Source organism: Hyalangium minutum, from assembly GCF_000737315.1.
In the GTDB taxonomy this organism is placed as follows: domain Bacteria; phylum Myxococcota; class Myxococcia; order Myxococcales; family Myxococcaceae; genus Hyalangium; species Hyalangium minutum.
In genome coordinates this window covers 1-14517 of sequence record NZ_JMCB01000009.1, presented here as the reverse complement: position 1 = coordinate 14517, position 14517 = coordinate 1, and the positions used below count along the sequence as shown (strand labels likewise).

Genomic DNA, 14517 nt, shown 5'->3' with positions numbered 1-14517 from the left:
ACTCACAAAAAGGCGCGCGAAAACCGTGAAATCTCCGAGGCGTGTCTCCTTATAATGCCGCCACTTTGATGTCCTTCCTGGATCGAGCGCAGAGCAGCATGAGGGGTGCCGCGCCCGCCCTTTGGGCCCTGGGCCTGGCGGTGGCGTTGGGAGCGGCCGAGCCGGCTTGGGCCGCAGCCGTACAGATCGAGGCGCGGACCGAGGCACAGGCGTATCAGATCCGCGCGTGGCGCGGCACCACACCGGATGACGTGGTGCTGCTGCCTCGGCGGCGGATCGTCCAGTATCTGGGCCTCAACGCCTTCGAGCTGGTCACCGGGCAGGATCTGGGCTTCGAGTCCAGCCTGCGCGTCTTCGCGGACTTTGGGTTGCCGCGAGGCGAGGCCGAGAAGATCGACGGCCTGCGCAGCGAGGACGCGGATCTCCAGTACGCCTACGCCCGCTACGCCAACGGCGGCTTCGAGGGCCGGTTGGGGCGCCAGCTCTACACCGACTCGATGGACATCATGGCCTTCGATGGGCTGCGGCTGCGGTACATGTCGCGGTTCGGCGTCGGCGTCGAGGCGTACGGCGGTCTGTGGGTGAAGGGCTCGGGGTTCCTGTCCTCGTCGGCGTACCAGCCGGACGGCACGCGCGAGAGCGACTCGCGGCGGCTGGAGCAGGGCGTGGTGGGCGCCGACGAGAGTCTGAATGCCATCCAGCCCGTCTACGGCGCGAAGCTGCTGTTCGGGAGCTTGAAGGGCTTCAGCGGTTCGCTCGGCTACCGCAAGTCGCTGCTGGACGGGAAGACGGACCTGGAGCGCGCGGCCCTGGAGCTCCGCTACGGGCGAGGGCTCGGGGTGAACGCGGTGGCGGGGGTGGATCTCGATCTGCTCCAGCTCACGCCGGCCCAGGCGCGCATCGAGGTCCGTCTGGATCGCGAGCTGTTCGCCGTGAGCGCGCAGGCGCTGCGCTTCACGCCGGTCTTCTCCACCAACTCCATCTGGTACTACTTCGCCTTCGCGCCTCGGGATGAGGTGCGGGCGCGCGCCGACTTCTACCCGGTGGGCCCGCTGCGCTTCTACGTGCAGGCCCTGGGCAGCCTGTACCACACCAACATCAACGAGAACCTGGGCCTGGCGAACTTCGTGGACTCGGAGGACGCTCCCTCCTCGACGAACGTGGGCGGCTCCGTGGGCACCTCGCTGCGGCGGGGCAGCCTCCGCTCGGCGCTGGACGTGACGTACCGGACCGGCTTCGGCGGCAACCAGCTCTGGGTGGACCTGACGGGCGGCTACAGCTTCGACGCGAACCTCCTCGATCTGGATGCGCGGCTGTCCGTGGCGCACGTCGACGACGAATTCAACCCCCAGCTTCGGGGCAACTTCTTCGGGGCGCAGCTCTGGGCCAGCCGCATGCTGACCCCTGCAGCCCGCGTCTCCCTGGTGCTCGAGCAGAACGTCAACCCGTTCACCCGCTCGGACACCAAGGCGTTCTTCCTCTTCGATCTGAAGGCGAATCTCTAGATGGACCGCCAGTTTCGGAACGCACTGGGCTTCTTCGCCCTCTCCCTCGCCGTGGCGGGTGTGGCCTGGGCCGCCTCGGGCCGCGAGCGGAGCCTCGCGATCTACCCCGCGCAGAACATCCCGCTGCGCTTCGACCACGCGCAGCACCTGGAAGCGGGCGCCGAGTGCGCCACCTGCCACGACTCCGTCAGCAAGAGCGAGTCCCCCAAGGACCGCAACCTCCCTGGCCACGAGGAGTGCGAGACCTGCCACGACATCGAGGCCGCCCAGAAGGGGCAGAAGACGGATCCGCCGGCCAGCTGCAGCACGTGCCACCCGGGCTTCGACGCCACGGTGCGCAAGGAGCCCGCGAAGCTGGAGCTGCCCTCAGCCAACCTGAAGTTCACCCACAAGGTCCACCTGGAGAAGAAGGTGGAGTGCGCCACGTGCCACGGGGACATGACCAAGGTGCAGCTGGCCACGCGGCAGCAGTTGCCCAAGATGGCGACCTGCTTCGAGTGCCATGACGGCAAGCAGGCCCCGAACGACTGCAAGACGTGCCACCTGACGGAGGCCTCGGGGCGGCTGCAGCTCAACTTCGCCTCCGGCATCCTGAGGCCCATGCAGGGGGATCCGCTGGGCCTGGACCACGGCCCGCGTTTCGAGTTCAACCACGGCCCGCGCGCCTCGGTGTCGCGGCAGACGTGCAGCCAGTGTCACTCGGATGCGTACTGCGCGAAGTGCCACGACGCCCTGCAGAAGCCGCTGTCGGTGCACCCCAACGACTTCATCACGCTGCACCCGCTCCAGGCGCGCACGGACGCCCAGCGGTGCGAGAGCTGCCACCGGCTCCAGTCCTTCTGCGCCGCCTGCCACGAGCGGGTGGGCGTGGGCATGAACGCGGACTCGTCCTTAAGGCCGCGCAACGCCAAGGTGCACCCGGACTACGCCACGTGGGTGCAGATCCCCGGGCCGCAGCACCACGGAATCGTCGCCTCGCGGGACATCCGCCAGTGCGCCGCCTGCCACCGCGAGGAGACCTGCATCAGCTGCCACGCGGAGACCTCGCAGCGCCAGCAGATCAACCCGCACCCGACCGGCTTCGCGAGCAACTGCAAGAAGCTCGCGGCGGCCAATGATCGCGCGTGCTTGAAGTGCCACTCGGAGACCAGTCTCGCCCAGAAGGGGTGCCGGTGATGCGCCGCCTGCTGACCGCCTGTGCCTTCCTGAGCCTCGCCGGGTGCTTGGATCCCGGCGATCCGGTGCTCGCCGTCCGGGATACGGATCCGCCCGAGGTCCAGTCCACCGAGCCCGTTGCCAGCGGGCAGATCGCCTCGGACGGGAGCTTGGAGATCACCTTCTCGGAGTTCATGGATGTGCGCACGTTGCGCCCCGGGATCGCCGTGTTCTCCGGCCGCGACGAGGTGCCCCTGACCATCACCGTGCCCGCGCCGACCGATGGCTCTGGGAACGTCGAGGGTGGAGACATCCCGTACACCGTGAAGGTGAGGGCGACCTCGGGGGCGTTCACCCCGAATGCCTCCTTCACGCTGGTGCTGCGGACGATCCTCTCCGACTACGAGGGCAACGCGCTCACCGAGGAAGTCCGCGTCCCGTTCCGCACGGGCCTGTGAGCTGGGCCCGGCGGGGGCTCACGTGCGCTGCAGGTAGAGGCGGATGTCGTTGGCGAGCTGCTCCCGCGCGCTGGGCTCGGTACCGGCCGGGCCCAGCTTGAGCTTCTTGTCCTCCTCGACGAGGTACTTCTGGTCGATGAGGTACGCCACGGCGTTCTCCAGCGTCGTCTTGGCCAGGGACTCGGCGGCACCGATGCGGCCGGCATGGAACTCAGCGCGGCCGGTCTCCATCGCGAACTTCACGAAGGCCTTGCGGTCCGAGACCATGCCGTCGGCCACGTCCTTCAGCGTCATCGCGGCCAGCAGGTAGGACTCCAGGTAATCGCGCAGCAGGTCCGCCAGGAACTCCAGTGCGGGCCGGGCATGGGCCTCGGGGGCGAGCTGGAGGGTGTCATCCGAGCGCAGCACGAGGCCCAGGCGCACCAGGGCCTCCACCGTCTCCGAGAAGATGGTGTCGAAGGTGGCACCCACCCGGTAGATGAACTCCACCTTGAAGAGGCGCGAGAGGAACAGCGCGCGGCCCTTTACGATCTCGTAGGAGGCGGGGGCCCCGGCCAGCAGCGCATTGGCCACCAGGCTGCGAGGCACCACCAGGTTCATCAAGGTGTTCTTGTAGAAGGACAGCTCCGCGCGGCGCTCGTCCTCGGGCTGGTAGATGACCTCGCCGCGAGCCTGCTGGGTACGGAGCATCCCATCCGCGCGGAACGTCTGGAGCGCGTCGCGGATGGCGCCCATCGTCTCGGGATCGCTCGGGGCGTTCTGCAGCGTCTTGGAGAGCGGGGTGCGCTCCTCCTCGGCGATGCGGCGGAGCAGGGTGATGCGATCCGTCACTTCGCGCTGAGTAATGCCGCGGCGGCGGTGGGCCAGCAGGGCCGCGCTCACCAGGGCGTGCGGCGTCACGGTGGACACCTTGCTGATGCCGTACATGACCCGGTTGCCGAGCGCACGCACCAGGCCCTTCTTCTGCTCTTCGTTCACCGGCTCGCCCGGGGTGAGTCCGCGGCTCTTCATGAGCTCCGCGAGCGAGAGCGGCTCATCGAAGGTCAGGTGGATGCGGCCATAGCGCGCGGTGAGCACCTTGGGAGCGCTGAGCAGGGCCTTGAGGTCCTCGGGCTTCTTCTCCCCACCGGCCAGTTCCTTCGAGTAGCTGCCGGACTCCACCACCTTCTCGTAGTCGATGGAGACGGGGACGAAGGTCAGATCCTTGCGAGCGCCGCCCAGCACGGCGTCGACTTGCCAGGTGAACATGCCCAGCTTGGGGGGCAGCAGCTTGCCGGTGCGGGAGCGGCCGCCCTCGGGGAAGAACTCCTGGTGCACGCCGTCGAGCACCAGCTTGCGCACGTAGGCCTGGAAGGACTCGGAGTAGATCGGGTCGCCCTTGAACGAGCGCCGCAGGAAGAACGCGCCGCAGCGCCGCAGGAAGGGCCCGAGCGGCCAGAACGACAGGTTGGCGCCGGCGGCCACCAGGGGCACGGCATAGCCGCGGTTCCAGAGCACCCAGCTGAGCACCAGGTAGTCCACGTGGCTCTTGTGCGAGGGGCACAGGACGATGGGCGCGTGGCCGGCCTGCTTGAGGGCGCGGTGGAGGCCGCCCTCATCCACTTCGATGCCGTCGTAGATGCGCTGGAAGATCCAGTCCAGCACGGGCGAGGCGAAGGCCAGGGTGGTGGGGCTCGGACGCGCGGCAATGGCGGCCAGGTTGCGGCGAGCCTCGCGGTAGACGCTCTCGGGGCGGCGGCTCACGGAGGCGGCGTGCGCATCCAGGGCCTTGTGCAGCTGGCGATCGCGCATCGTCTCGTCGATGAGCCGCTCGGTGGGCTTGAGAGGCGGTCCGAACACGGCGCGCGTCTCACGGGCCAGGTGGTGGTGCAGGGCGCTGCGCACCTTGCGAGCGATGACTTCGTCCGAGTCCTGAGGGTTCTCCGCGATGAAGCGCTGCAGATCGATGGGCTCGCCCATGCGGAACTGGGCGCGGCGGTAGTTGCGGAAGAAGGCCACCATGGAGTGCAGGAAGCCCGGGGCCTCGGGGCTGCCGAACACGATGTCCATGATGCCGGGCTTGATGCGCGCGGAGCGCTTCTCCCAGACGAACAGCTCGGGCACGAGCAGGACGTTGCGGTCCCCCTTGCGAGCCATGGCCACCAGGGCGGGGAAGGGGTTCTCCTCGATGTCCTTGCCCGAGGGGTTCATCAGCGCCGTCTTCTTCAGGAAGATGAGGCCGCTGCCGCCGTGGCGCCGGGCATAGGTGAAGCGCACATCGAAGTCACCGCGCTGGGCCGTCTTGCGGAAGGGGCGGGTGAACCAGGGCCGCAGGTTGACCACGGCGCGGATGGGGGGCAGGGCGCGGCGCACCATGGCCCAGGCGATGTAGAGGAAGTTGATCCACGCCGTGGAGCGCATGACGTGGACCACGAACCCCTTGGCGTGGAGGGCGCGCAGCTCGTCCTCGGACTCCGGGGGGAAGTGGACCCCGTCGAAGTAGCGAGCCCCCAGCCACCGGGAGATGGGTCCGAACTCTTCTTTCAGCGAGACCGTTGTCGGGTTCGCAGTCTGAGCCACCGCAGTCTCCACGTTGGCTTCCTCCGGCGGAAGTGCTGCTGAGCCGGGCGGATACTAGCGAAGGACCGGGCCTTTCCAGCCTCTTTCGTCGTACCCGGCCTCAGGACGGGGCCGGGTTGCGGCGGCTGGGCCGGACCACGGACGCCACGGTGTCCAGCACCCGAGGGAGCTGGAGTGGCTTCTCGAAGAACCCGTCGATCCGGTCCACACCCTGGCCTGCGGAGAGCGAGGCCACCTCGCTGGCGCCGGAGATGATGTAGACGACGATGTCCGCCAGGGACTCGGTGGAGCGGATGTAGTGCAGCACCGAGCGTCCATCCTCCTGGCTCAGGCGGAGATCCAACAGCACCATGGCCGGGCGGATGTGCGAGAGGACGGAGCGGGCCTCGGCGGCGCCCGAGGTGGACATGACCCGGTAGCCCTCCTGCTCGAGCACCTGCTGGAGCACCTCACGGCAGTCCGCGTCATCCTCCACGAGGAGGATGCCACCGGCGCGAGGCGCGGCCTGGTTCACGTCCGGCGTGCTGACGGCCCCGGCGAACATGGGGAGCACCATCTGGAAGGTGGAGCCCTCACCAAGGGTGCTGGTGGCATCCACGCGCCCGCCGTGGAGCGCGAGGATCTTGGACACCAGAGGCAGGCCCAGGCGGCCTCCCACGGGGCGGGCCGGGCCCGAGCGGGCGCGGTAGAACGGATCGAAGATGTTCTCCAGGTCCTCTTGAGAGAGGCCCGGGCCGCTGTCCTTCACGGAGAGCGCGGCGAGCCCGTCCTCGGCGGAGACGCGGACCTCGACGGTGCCGCCCTCGTCGCTCTGGTGGATGCCGTTCTCCACGAGGTTGTGGATGGCCTCGGCGATGCGCTCGCGATCGCCGCGAATGAAGACCTCGGTGCAGGGCGGGACGTGGAGGCGGACCTTGCTGTGCTCGGCGAGCGCGGCCAGGTTGCGCAGCACCTCCTCGGCCACGGCCTTGATGCCGAAGGGGCGCTGGTTGAGCTGCATCTTCCCGGACTGGAGCCGGGACATGAGCAGCAAGTCGTTCACCATGCGCAGCATGCGGTCCGCGTTCCGGTCGCACGTCTGCAGGGCCTTGCGCTGGGCGTCAGTGAGAGGGCCCAGCTTCTCTCGGCCCACCATGGCCATGTAGGCCTTGATGGTGGTGAGCGGGTTCTTCAGGTCGTGCGAGACGTTGCCGAGCAGCTCCTCGCGGTGCTGCTCCAGGCTCTTGAGGCCGGCGATGGCCGTCTGGAGATCCTTGTTGCGGCGGGCGGAGTCATCCCTCAGGCGCGCCACCTCGTAGGCGGCGGACAGCTGGCCCGCCAGCGTGCGCAGCAGCGACTCGGAGGCCTCGCGGCGGGGCCCGATGATGGCCAGGCACCCGGTGACGCCCTGGGGGTTCTCGAGCGGGACGACCACGGTCTCGTCCTCGCGGAGCACGGCATTCTGCGAGAAGGCGCGGCCCACCACGCCCTCATCGGGGATGGCGGCGGTGACGCGCTCGTCATAGCGGCCGCGGACGTGCTCGACGTGGAGGTTCTGTCGCTCGGGGAAGTAGCGGGCGACGTAGCAGACCTTGGGCTTGAGGAGGTTGAAGAGGGTCTGCAGGTAGGCGCGCAGCACATCGGTGGTGCTGGCGCTGGTGGTCAGCTGCCGGACCATCTCGAGCAGGGCCTTCTCCGCGGCGTCGGGCTCCACGGGAGGAAGGGGCTTGGCGGGCTTCTTGGGCGGCTCCTTCTTCGTCTTGAGATGGGGACGGAGCGCCACGACTTCAGCCAGCCGTGGACCTTTCTTCTTGTTGTGGGTCGAGGGCACGTTCCGTCCATCCTCCCGCATGGCACTCGACAGGGAAACGGCCCTCCAAGGCAGATGCGTCCCAAAGGACAGAGCCGGTGTCCGCTGCTGGACACCTGCCCTGCCGGTGGGTCAGGCCTGACGCCGGACGACGACGCCGCTCTTGTCGAGCACATACGGCTCGACGAGCAGGGGCTCGACCTTTTCCCGGAACCCCTGGACGCCGAATCCGCTCTCGTGCAACGCGGTGAGTGCGGCCGTCTGCACGCGGCGTGCGGTTTCATCGGCGATGAGGAGCTTGAGCAGGGGCTCGCGGGCCGGCTCGTACTTGAGGGGCCCCAGCGCCTTGAGGGCGGCGATCTTCACATCGTCCGACATGTCCTCGAGGAAGGGGAGGACGGCGGGGGCGATGCGGGCATCCTCGCGGCCGGTGACGTGGTGGAGCAGGACGACCTTCTTCTCCGGATCGCGCGTGTAGTGGTTGCTCAGGTGGTTGAGCGTGTCCACGCAGATGGAGGTGACCTCGGGCTCCGGCAGCAGATCTCCGAGCAGGCGCAGGGCCCACGAGGTGGCCTGCTCGCTCTTGCGGAGGAAGTCCTGGATGGGGGCGAGGGCATCCTTGCCGAAGCCCTTGATGAGCTCGAAGACGTGCTCCTTCTCATCCGCGTCGGTGGTGAGCGGCTCCACGGTGATGGTGAAGCGGGCCAGCAGCACGCCAGCGGCCTCGGGGTACTTCATCTCCCCGAGCTGCTGGATGGCCTTCTGACGCGAGGCAGGATCCCCATACTTCTGGGTCACCTTGGGCTTGAGCTTGAGGGCTTTCTCGGGGCCCGAGCCACCACCGAGGAAATCAAAGAGGCCCATGTGTGTGCTCCAAAAGGATCGAGATGTGGAGGCGCCGTGTAGGACGAGGCGCCGGGTAAGGCAATAGGCAAGAAGTAAGGGGCATTTCCATCGTTCGGTGGGAGCCTAGAGCTTCAGCTCCTGCCGGACGTCTCCTGAGTAGGCCCGAGCGAGCACCTCGGCGGCCGACTTCACCTCGGGGGTGGCCGATTCGGGGACTTTCACCTGGAGCACGAGGTACATATCCCCCGGGGTGCCGCCCTTGAGCGAGGGGGCGCCGCGCCCCTTGAGGCGCATCTTCCGGCCGGACTGCGAGCCTGCGGGGATCTTGAGGGTGACCTCGCCCTGGAAGGTGGGCACCTTCACCTCGGCACCGAACATGGCCTCGGTGACGGTGACGGGGAAGTCCATGTAGAGGTCGTCTCCCTCTCGGCGCACCAGGGGGTGCTCGGCCACCTCGGTCTCGAGGTACAGGTCTCCCGGAGGGCCACCGCGCTCTCCTGCCGCACCCTGGCCCGCGACCCGGATCTTGGAGCCCGTCTGAACGCCGGGAGGGATCTTCACCGTGAGGCGCGTGGACTCCTCGGTGACGCCGGTGCCCTCGCACTGAGGACACGGCTCGGAGGCGCGGCCGGTGCCGTTGCAGGTGGGGCAGGCGCCCGCGAAGGGCATCCCCGCGCCTCGGCGCGTGCGGCCCGTGCCCTTGCAGGTAGGGCAGGTACCGGAGGTACCGCTCTCGCCCCGGCCATTGCAGCGCTGGCAGCGTCCAGGCCGCTGGAAGGAGAGCTGGCGCTCGGTGCCGGTGATGGCCTCCGCGAGGGACACCGTCACCTGCGCGTTGAGGTCTTCCCCGCGCTCGGGGCCACGGGCGCTCGCCCGGCGCCCGAACATCTCGTTGACATCGAAGCCTGCACCGCCAGCGCCGCCTGCGCGGCCGAAGAGATCGCCGAGGATGTCCCCAATATCGAAGTCCACGCCGCCCCCGCCGCCGGGGAAGGGCATGCCGCCCCCGCCGCCGCCGCTGGCGCGGGCCGAGCGATAGGCCCGGTACGCCTCGGCCTTCTTCTCATCGAAGCCCATCTTCGCGGCGTCTTCGCCGAACTCGTCATAGAGCTTTCGCTTCTTGGGGTCCCCGAGCACTTCGAAGGCCGTGTTGAGCTGCTTGAACCGCTCCTCGGCGGCCTTGTTGCCGGGATTGACGTCGGGGTGGTGTTTCCGGGCCAGCTTCCGGAAGGACTTCTTGATGTCCTCCGCGGACGCTGTCCGAGGGACCTCGAGGATCTGGTAGTAGTCGTCCGCCATTGCCGCCCTGCCCTGGAAAATTCCTTTTGCAAGAACGTAACCAGCCAAACGGACTGCGCCAGCGCGATGCGTGCAGCCGGGCGTGATGTATAAAGTCGCCGATGATGAAGGTGGTCCTGCCAGTGCGGGCGCGCCCACGTCGAGCGGTGGTGCTGGGGTTGGCGGGCTGGCTCCTGGGGGGGCCTGCTCTCTCGCTGGCACAGGGCACTCCTGCGCTCGTTCCGGCCGCTCCGCAGCCCGAGGGGCGCATCATCGACCAGGTGGTGGCGGTTATCGAGGGGCAGGTGCTGACCCAGAGCGAGCTGGAGTTCGAGACGCGGGTGGCGCTCGTCCAGCAGGGCGCCTTGCAGGCGGCCTTCGCGCCGCTCGATGAGGAGGCCCTGAAGGGAGGGCTCGAGTTGGCCATCAACCTGCGGCTGCAGGTGCTGAGCGCGAACCGGCTGGAGGCCTTCTCGGCGGAGAAGGAAGAGGTGGAGGCTCGGCTGGCCCGGTTCCGAGACACCTTCGAGAGCGAGGATGCCTTCTTGCGCTTCCTGAGCCGGGCGGGGGCGGATCTGAAGCTGTTGACGGAGGTGCTGGAGCGCCGTGTCCGGGCCGAGCGCATCCTCGACAGCCGGCTCCGGCCGCGGGCGCAGGTGAGCGAGGCAGAGGTCCTGCGCTATTACCAGCAGCACGCCAGTGAGTACCCGGAGGGCTACCCGGCAGTGAAGGCCCGTCTCCAGAATCGACTGAGGAAGGAACGCTACGACCAGCTCGCCGCGGAGGATCTGGCCGAGCTGCGAGCGACTGCGCAGGTTCGGCGGGTGGCCTCCTTCGCGAGGGAGGTGCGGCGATGAGGCAGTTTCGCGAGGATGCCCCGGGGCAGGGCGCATACCCATTCGTGATCCGGCAGATGACTCACGAGGACATGTCGGCGGTGATCGCGCTGGAGCAGGCGTCCTTCAAGAACCCCTGGTCGCCCGAGCTGCTGCGGCGCGAGCTGGATCACGACTGGTCCACCATCCTGCTGGTGGAGGATCCGAAGCCGGATGGAGGCAAGGAACTGCTGGGCCTGGCCATCTTCTGGATCGTCCAGGACGAGGTGCACGTGCTCAACGTGGCCACGGCTCCCGAGCACCGGCGCCGGGGCGTGGCCCGGGCGGTGATGGAGGAGCTGCTGGCCCGGGGAAAGCACCGCAGCTGCACGCTGGCCACCCTGGAGGTGCGCCGGAGCAACGAGGCGGCCATCAGCCTCTACCGCTCGTTCGGGTTCCGCTCGGTCGGCGTCCGGCCGAACTACTACGCGGACGAGAAGGAAGACGCGCTCGTCATGGTGCTCGACTTCTAGCCGCACGAGGGGTAGAGGAGCGCTCCAACCGCGTTTTTCCAGGAATGGCCCCCCTCCCGCTCGACGGTTCCTCCGTCCGAGAGTCAAGCGATGCTTGACATGGGAAGGTCCCTTCCTATACTCGCGGCCCTTTTTCTAGCCGTGCTGTAGGTCTATATGTGCCGCCCCGCTCCAGGATGGCGGCCATGAGAGAAGGAAGCGTCAGTGCCGACGATTAGCCAGCTGGTCCGCAAGGGCCGTGAGAAGTTAGTGGTCAAGGGGAAGAGCCCCGCCCTGAAGGAGTCCCCTCAGAAGCGTGGCGTCTGCACCCGCGTGTACACCACCACGCCGAAGAAGCCGAACTCGGCCCTTCGCAAGGTGGCGCGCGTGCGCCTCACCAACGGGATTGAAGTGACGTCCTATATCCCGGGCGTGGGTCACAACCTCCAGGAGCACTCGGTGGTGATGATCCGCGGAGGCCGCGTGAAGGACCTCCCGGGCGTCCGTTACCACATCATCCGTGGCACGCTGGACTCCGTCGGCGTGGCGGGTCGCAAGCAGAGCCGCTCCAAGTACGGCGCCAAGCGCCCGAGCTGAGCCGGTTCGATCACCTCCAGAAGTTGAGTCAGGACGCTCGCCCCACACCCTGGGGAGCGCGCCTTGTTTCGCTGTGTTCTGCGGTTATTGAAGCCCAGGAAGCTCCCGTCTGTGGGAGTAGGGCGTAAGGGAAGAAGCAATGCCTCGTCGTCGCGTAGTAGCGAAGCGCAAGATTCTGCCGGATCCGAAGTTCCAGGACCGTCTCGTCACCAAGTTCGTCAATGACCTGATGCGCAAGGGGAAGAAGTCCATCGCGGAGGGCGTGTGCTACGGCGCATTCGCTCTCATCGAGGAGCGCGCGAAGGAAGATCCCCTCAAGACGTTCAAGAAGGCCCTGGACAACGTCAAGCCTGTGCTTGAGGTGAAGAGCCGCCGCGTCGGTGGCGCCACCTACCAGGTGCCCGTCGAGGTCCGCCAGGACCGCCGCGTGGCGCTCGGCATGCGCTGGATCATCTCCTACGCCAAGGCGCGCGGTGAGAAGACCATGCAGGAGAAGCTCGCCGGCGAGATCATGGATGCCGCCAACAACCGTGGCAACGCCGTGAAGAAGCGCGAGGACACGCACAAGATGGCGGAGGCGAACAAGGCCTTCGCGCACTACCGCTGGTAGGCCTGACCGGCCTCGCGGTCTGACACCCGGATGCGCCTTGGCGTATCCGGGTGTTGCAGTTTTCTGACACACCGTTTCGGAAGAAGGACTCTGGCAATGCCTCGCGAGTATCCGCTCGAGCGCTATCGCAACATCGGCATCATGGCTCACATCGATGCCGGCAAGACCACCACGACCGAACGGATCCTGTACTACACAGGCACCATCCACAAGATGGGTGACGTGGATGACGGCAACACCACCACGGACTGGATGGTGCAGGAGAAGGAGCGCGGGATCACCATCACCTCGGCGGCGATCACCGCGTTCTGGACGCGCCGGGACCAGAAGTACCGGGTGAACATCATCGACACGCCGGGGCACGTGGACTTCACCATCGAGGTGGAGCGCAGCCTGCGTGTGCTGGACGGCGCCATCGCGGTGTTCGACGCGGTGAATGGCGTGGAGCCGCAGTCCGAGACGGTGTGGCGGCAGGCGGACAAGTACAAGGTTCCGCGCATCTGCTTCATCAACAAGATGGACCGGGTGGGCGCGGACTTCGACATGTCCGTGGGGACCATCCGCGAGAAGCTGGGCGCGCGGCCGGTGCCGATGCAGCTGCCGCTGGGCGCCGAGGACATGCACCGGGGCGTGATCGACCTGGTGCAGATGAAGGCGCTGGTGTTCCAGGACCAGGAGCAGGGCAGCCGTTACGACGTGGTGGACATCCCCGAGGAGTTTCGCGCCAAGGCGGAGGCGGCCCGCGCGCACCTGCTGGAGGCCGCGGCCGAGCAGGACGACGCGCTGACGGAGAAGTTCCTCGAGGGCAAGGAGCTCACCGAGGAAGAGATCCGCGGAGCGATCCGCAAGGGCTGCGTGGGGCTGAAGCTGTTCCCGGTGTTCTGTGGCTCGGCGTTCAAGCACAAGGGCGTGCAGCCGCTGCTGGACGCGGTGATCGACTACCTGCCCAGCCCGCTCGAGATTCCGCCGGTGCACGGCAAGAACCCCAAGGGCGAGGACGAGGAGCGGCCCACGGACGACAAGGCGCCGTTCAGCGCGCTGGCGTTCAAGATCATGAACGATCCCACGTTCAGCTCCCAGACGCTCACGTTCTTGCGCGTCTACTCGGGGCGGCTGGAGGCGGGCACGGCGGCGTGGAACTCGGTGAAGGGCAAGCGCGAGCGCGTCAGCCGCCTGGTGCAGATGCGCGCGGACAAGAAGGACGAGATCACCGAGTGCTTCGCCGGCGACATCTGCGCGGTGGTGGGCCTGAAGCTGGCGACCACGGGTGACACGCTCTGTGACGACAAGCACCCGATCATCCTGGAGCGGATGGAGTTCCCCGAGCCGGTGATCGACATCGCCATCGAGCCGAAGTCCACGGCGGACCAGGACAAGATCATCCAGTCGCTGCAGAAGCTGGCGATGGAAGACCCCTCGTTCCAGGTGCGGACGAACGAGGAGACGGGGCAGACGCTCATCGCGGGCATGGGCGAGCTGCACCTGGAGATCATCGTCGACCGGCTCCTGCGCGAGTTCAAGGTCGACGCCAACGTGGGCAAGCCCCAGGTGGCCTATCGCGAGACGATCACCATCCCCGCGGAGGCCGAGGGCAAGTACATCCGCCAGTCGGGCGGCAAGGGCCAGTATGGCCACATCAACCTGCGGGTGATGCCGAACGAGCCCGGTAAGGGCTTCGTGTTCGAGAACAAGATCACCGGAGGTCTGGTGCCCAAGGAGTTCGTGGAGGCGGCGAAGCAGGGCGTCGCCGAGTCCATGCAGAACGGTCCGGTGGCGGGCTACCCGATGGTGGACGTGAAGGTGGAGGCCATCCACGGCTCCACGCACGACGTGGACTCGAGCGAGATCGCCTTCAAGATCGCCGGCTCCATGGCCTTCCGCGAGGCTGTGAACAAGGCCCAGGCAGTGCTGCTGGAGCCCATCATGAACTGCGAGATCGTCACCCCCGAGGAGTTCATGGGGGACGTGATCGGGGACCTGAACGGCCGCAAGGGGAAGATCCAGGGGATGACGCCTCGGCCGGGTGGGGTGCAGGCCATCCAGGCGCAGGTGCCGCTCGCTTCCATGTTCGGTTACTCAACGGACCTGCGGAGCAAGAGCCAGGGAAGAGCCACCTACACCATGCAGTTCAGCCACTACGCACCTGCTCAAAAGAGGTCCCAGAACTCGTAAAGGCGCCCCGCAGGGGGGGCAGACTGCCGATTTCTGTTGATCTTTCAGTCGCTTTGAAGCACGACGCACCACCTTCTGTATTCGGTTTCAAGAAATGCCGGCCCGCGAGCCGGCCCCACCAGGAGAAGTCATGGCCAAGGAGAAGTTCGACAGGTCCAAGCCCCACGTGAACATCGGGACCATCGGTCACGTGGACCACGGGAAGACGTCGCTGACGGCAG

13 protein-coding genes are annotated in these 14517 nt (G+C 67.4%); 9 read left to right on the top strand and 4 right to left on the bottom strand.

The genetic code is table 11. The features are described from left to right. The first annotated feature begins 98 nt into the window (after window positions 1-98). From DB31_RS23800 to DB31_RS23790, 3 genes are read left to right on the top strand one after another with little or no spacing between them, the layout of a single operon-like run. Entirely contained in the window at window positions 99-1505 is a 1407-nt protein-coding gene (locus DB31_RS23800) for a hypothetical protein (RefSeq protein ID WP_044192000.1), read from the top strand. After that, window positions 1506-2681, top strand: coding sequence for a cytochrome c3 family protein (locus DB31_RS23795; protein WP_044191611.1), 1176 nt, complete (start codon window positions 1506-1508; stop codon window positions 2679-2681). After that, the gene (locus DB31_RS23790; RefSeq protein ID WP_044191609.1) at window positions 2681-3118 is read left to right on the top strand and encodes an Ig-like domain-containing domain; all 438 of its coding nucleotides are present in this window, start codon (window positions 2681-2683) and stop codon (window positions 3116-3118) included. The genes DB31_RS23795 and DB31_RS23790 overlap by 1 nt, the downstream gene beginning before the upstream one ends. 18 nt (window positions 3119-3136) lie before the next feature. Here the strand turns inward: DB31_RS23790 and DB31_RS23785 are convergent, their stop codons facing one another. From DB31_RS23785 to DB31_RS23770, 4 genes are all read right to left on the bottom strand, one after another. Continuing rightward, window positions 3137-5689 carry a 1-acyl-sn-glycerol-3-phosphate acyltransferase gene (locus DB31_RS23785; protein WP_044191608.1) on the bottom strand — a complete coding sequence of 851 codons (2553 nt, stop codon included), beginning with the start codon at window positions 5687-5689 and terminating at the stop codon, window positions 3137-3139. 88 nt (window positions 5690-5777) lie between these two features. Continuing rightward, window positions 5778-7508 (bottom strand): hybrid sensor histidine kinase/response regulator, encoded by a 1731-nt coding sequence (locus DB31_RS23780; protein ID WP_044191607.1) that lies wholly within the window; start codon window positions 7506-7508, stop codon window positions 5778-5780. Between the two features lie 90 nt (window positions 7509-7598). Beyond that, window positions 7599-8330, bottom strand: coding sequence for a HEAT repeat domain-containing protein (locus DB31_RS23775; protein WP_044191605.1), 732 nt, complete (start codon window positions 8328-8330; stop codon window positions 7599-7601). Between the two features lie 105 nt (window positions 8331-8435). Then, window positions 8436-9611: a DnaJ C-terminal domain-containing protein gene (locus tag DB31_RS23770; RefSeq protein WP_044191604.1), complete on the bottom strand. Its 1176-nt coding sequence runs from the start codon at window positions 9609-9611 to the stop codon at window positions 8436-8438. 101 nt (window positions 9612-9712) lie between these two features. Here DB31_RS23770 and DB31_RS23765 point away from each other — a divergent pair, with 101 nt between their 5' ends. The 6 genes from DB31_RS23765 to DB31_RS50645 form a co-directional block, all read left to right on the top strand. After that, window positions 9713-10447 (top strand): hypothetical protein, encoded by a 735-nt coding sequence (locus tag DB31_RS23765; RefSeq protein ID WP_240486851.1) that lies wholly within the window; start codon window positions 9713-9715, stop codon window positions 10445-10447. Next, entirely contained in the window at window positions 10444-10938 is a 495-nt protein-coding gene (gene rimI / locus DB31_RS23760; RefSeq protein WP_044191603.1) for a ribosomal protein S18-alanine N-acetyltransferase, read from the top strand. The genes DB31_RS23765 and rimI overlap by 4 nt, the downstream gene beginning before the upstream one ends. A 204-nt stretch (window positions 10939-11142) precedes the next feature. Then, window positions 11143-11514 (top strand): 30S ribosomal protein S12, encoded by a 372-nt coding sequence (rpsL, locus tag DB31_RS23755; protein ID WP_044191602.1) that lies wholly within the window; start codon window positions 11143-11145, stop codon window positions 11512-11514. A 139-nt stretch (window positions 11515-11653) separates the two neighbouring features. After that, window positions 11654-12124 (top strand): 30S ribosomal protein S7, encoded by a 471-nt coding sequence (gene rpsG, locus DB31_RS23750; RefSeq protein WP_044191600.1) that lies wholly within the window; start codon window positions 11654-11656, stop codon window positions 12122-12124. A gap of 96 nt (window positions 12125-12220) precedes the next feature. After that, the gene (gene fusA / locus DB31_RS23745) at window positions 12221-14296 is read left to right on the top strand and encodes an elongation factor G (RefSeq protein WP_044191598.1); all 2076 of its coding nucleotides are present in this window, start codon (window positions 12221-12223) and stop codon (window positions 14294-14296) included. 130 nt (window positions 14297-14426) lie between these two features. Beyond that, window positions 14427-14517 (top strand): GTP-binding protein (locus DB31_RS50645; RefSeq protein ID WP_240486877.1); only part of this gene is annotated, 91 nt, incomplete at its 3' end.

Coding starts and splice junctions, on each gene's coding strand:
- DB31_RS23800 (WP_044192000.1), top strand. CDS start 99: ATGAGGGGTGCCGCGCCCGCCCTTTGGGCCCTGGGCCTGGCGGTGGCG.
- DB31_RS23795 (WP_044191611.1), top strand. CDS start 1,506: ATGGACCGCCAGTTTCGGAACGCACTGGGCTTCTTCGCCCTCTCCCTC.
- DB31_RS23790 (WP_044191609.1), top strand. CDS start 2,681: ATGCGCCGCCTGCTGACCGCCTGTGCCTTCCTGAGCCTCGCCGGGTGC.
- DB31_RS23780 (WP_044191607.1), bottom strand. CDS start 7,508: ATGCGGGAGGATGGACGGAACGTGCCCTCGACCCACAACAAGAAGAAA.
- DB31_RS23775 (WP_044191605.1), bottom strand. CDS start 8,330: ATGGGCCTCTTTGATTTCCTCGGTGGTGGCTCGGGCCCCGAGAAAGCC.
- DB31_RS23770 (WP_044191604.1), bottom strand. CDS start 9,611: ATGGCGGACGACTACTACCAGATCCTCGAGGTCCCTCGGACAGCGTCC.
- DB31_RS23765 (WP_240486851.1), top strand. CDS start 9,713: ATGATGAAGGTGGTCCTGCCAGTGCGGGCGCGCCCACGTCGAGCGGTG.
- rimI (WP_044191603.1), top strand. CDS start 10,444: ATGAGGCAGTTTCGCGAGGATGCCCCGGGGCAGGGCGCATACCCATTC.
- rpsG (WP_044191600.1), top strand. CDS start 11,654: ATGCCTCGTCGTCGCGTAGTAGCGAAGCGCAAGATTCTGCCGGATCCG.
- fusA (WP_044191598.1), top strand. CDS start 12,221: ATGCCTCGCGAGTATCCGCTCGAGCGCTATCGCAACATCGGCATCATG.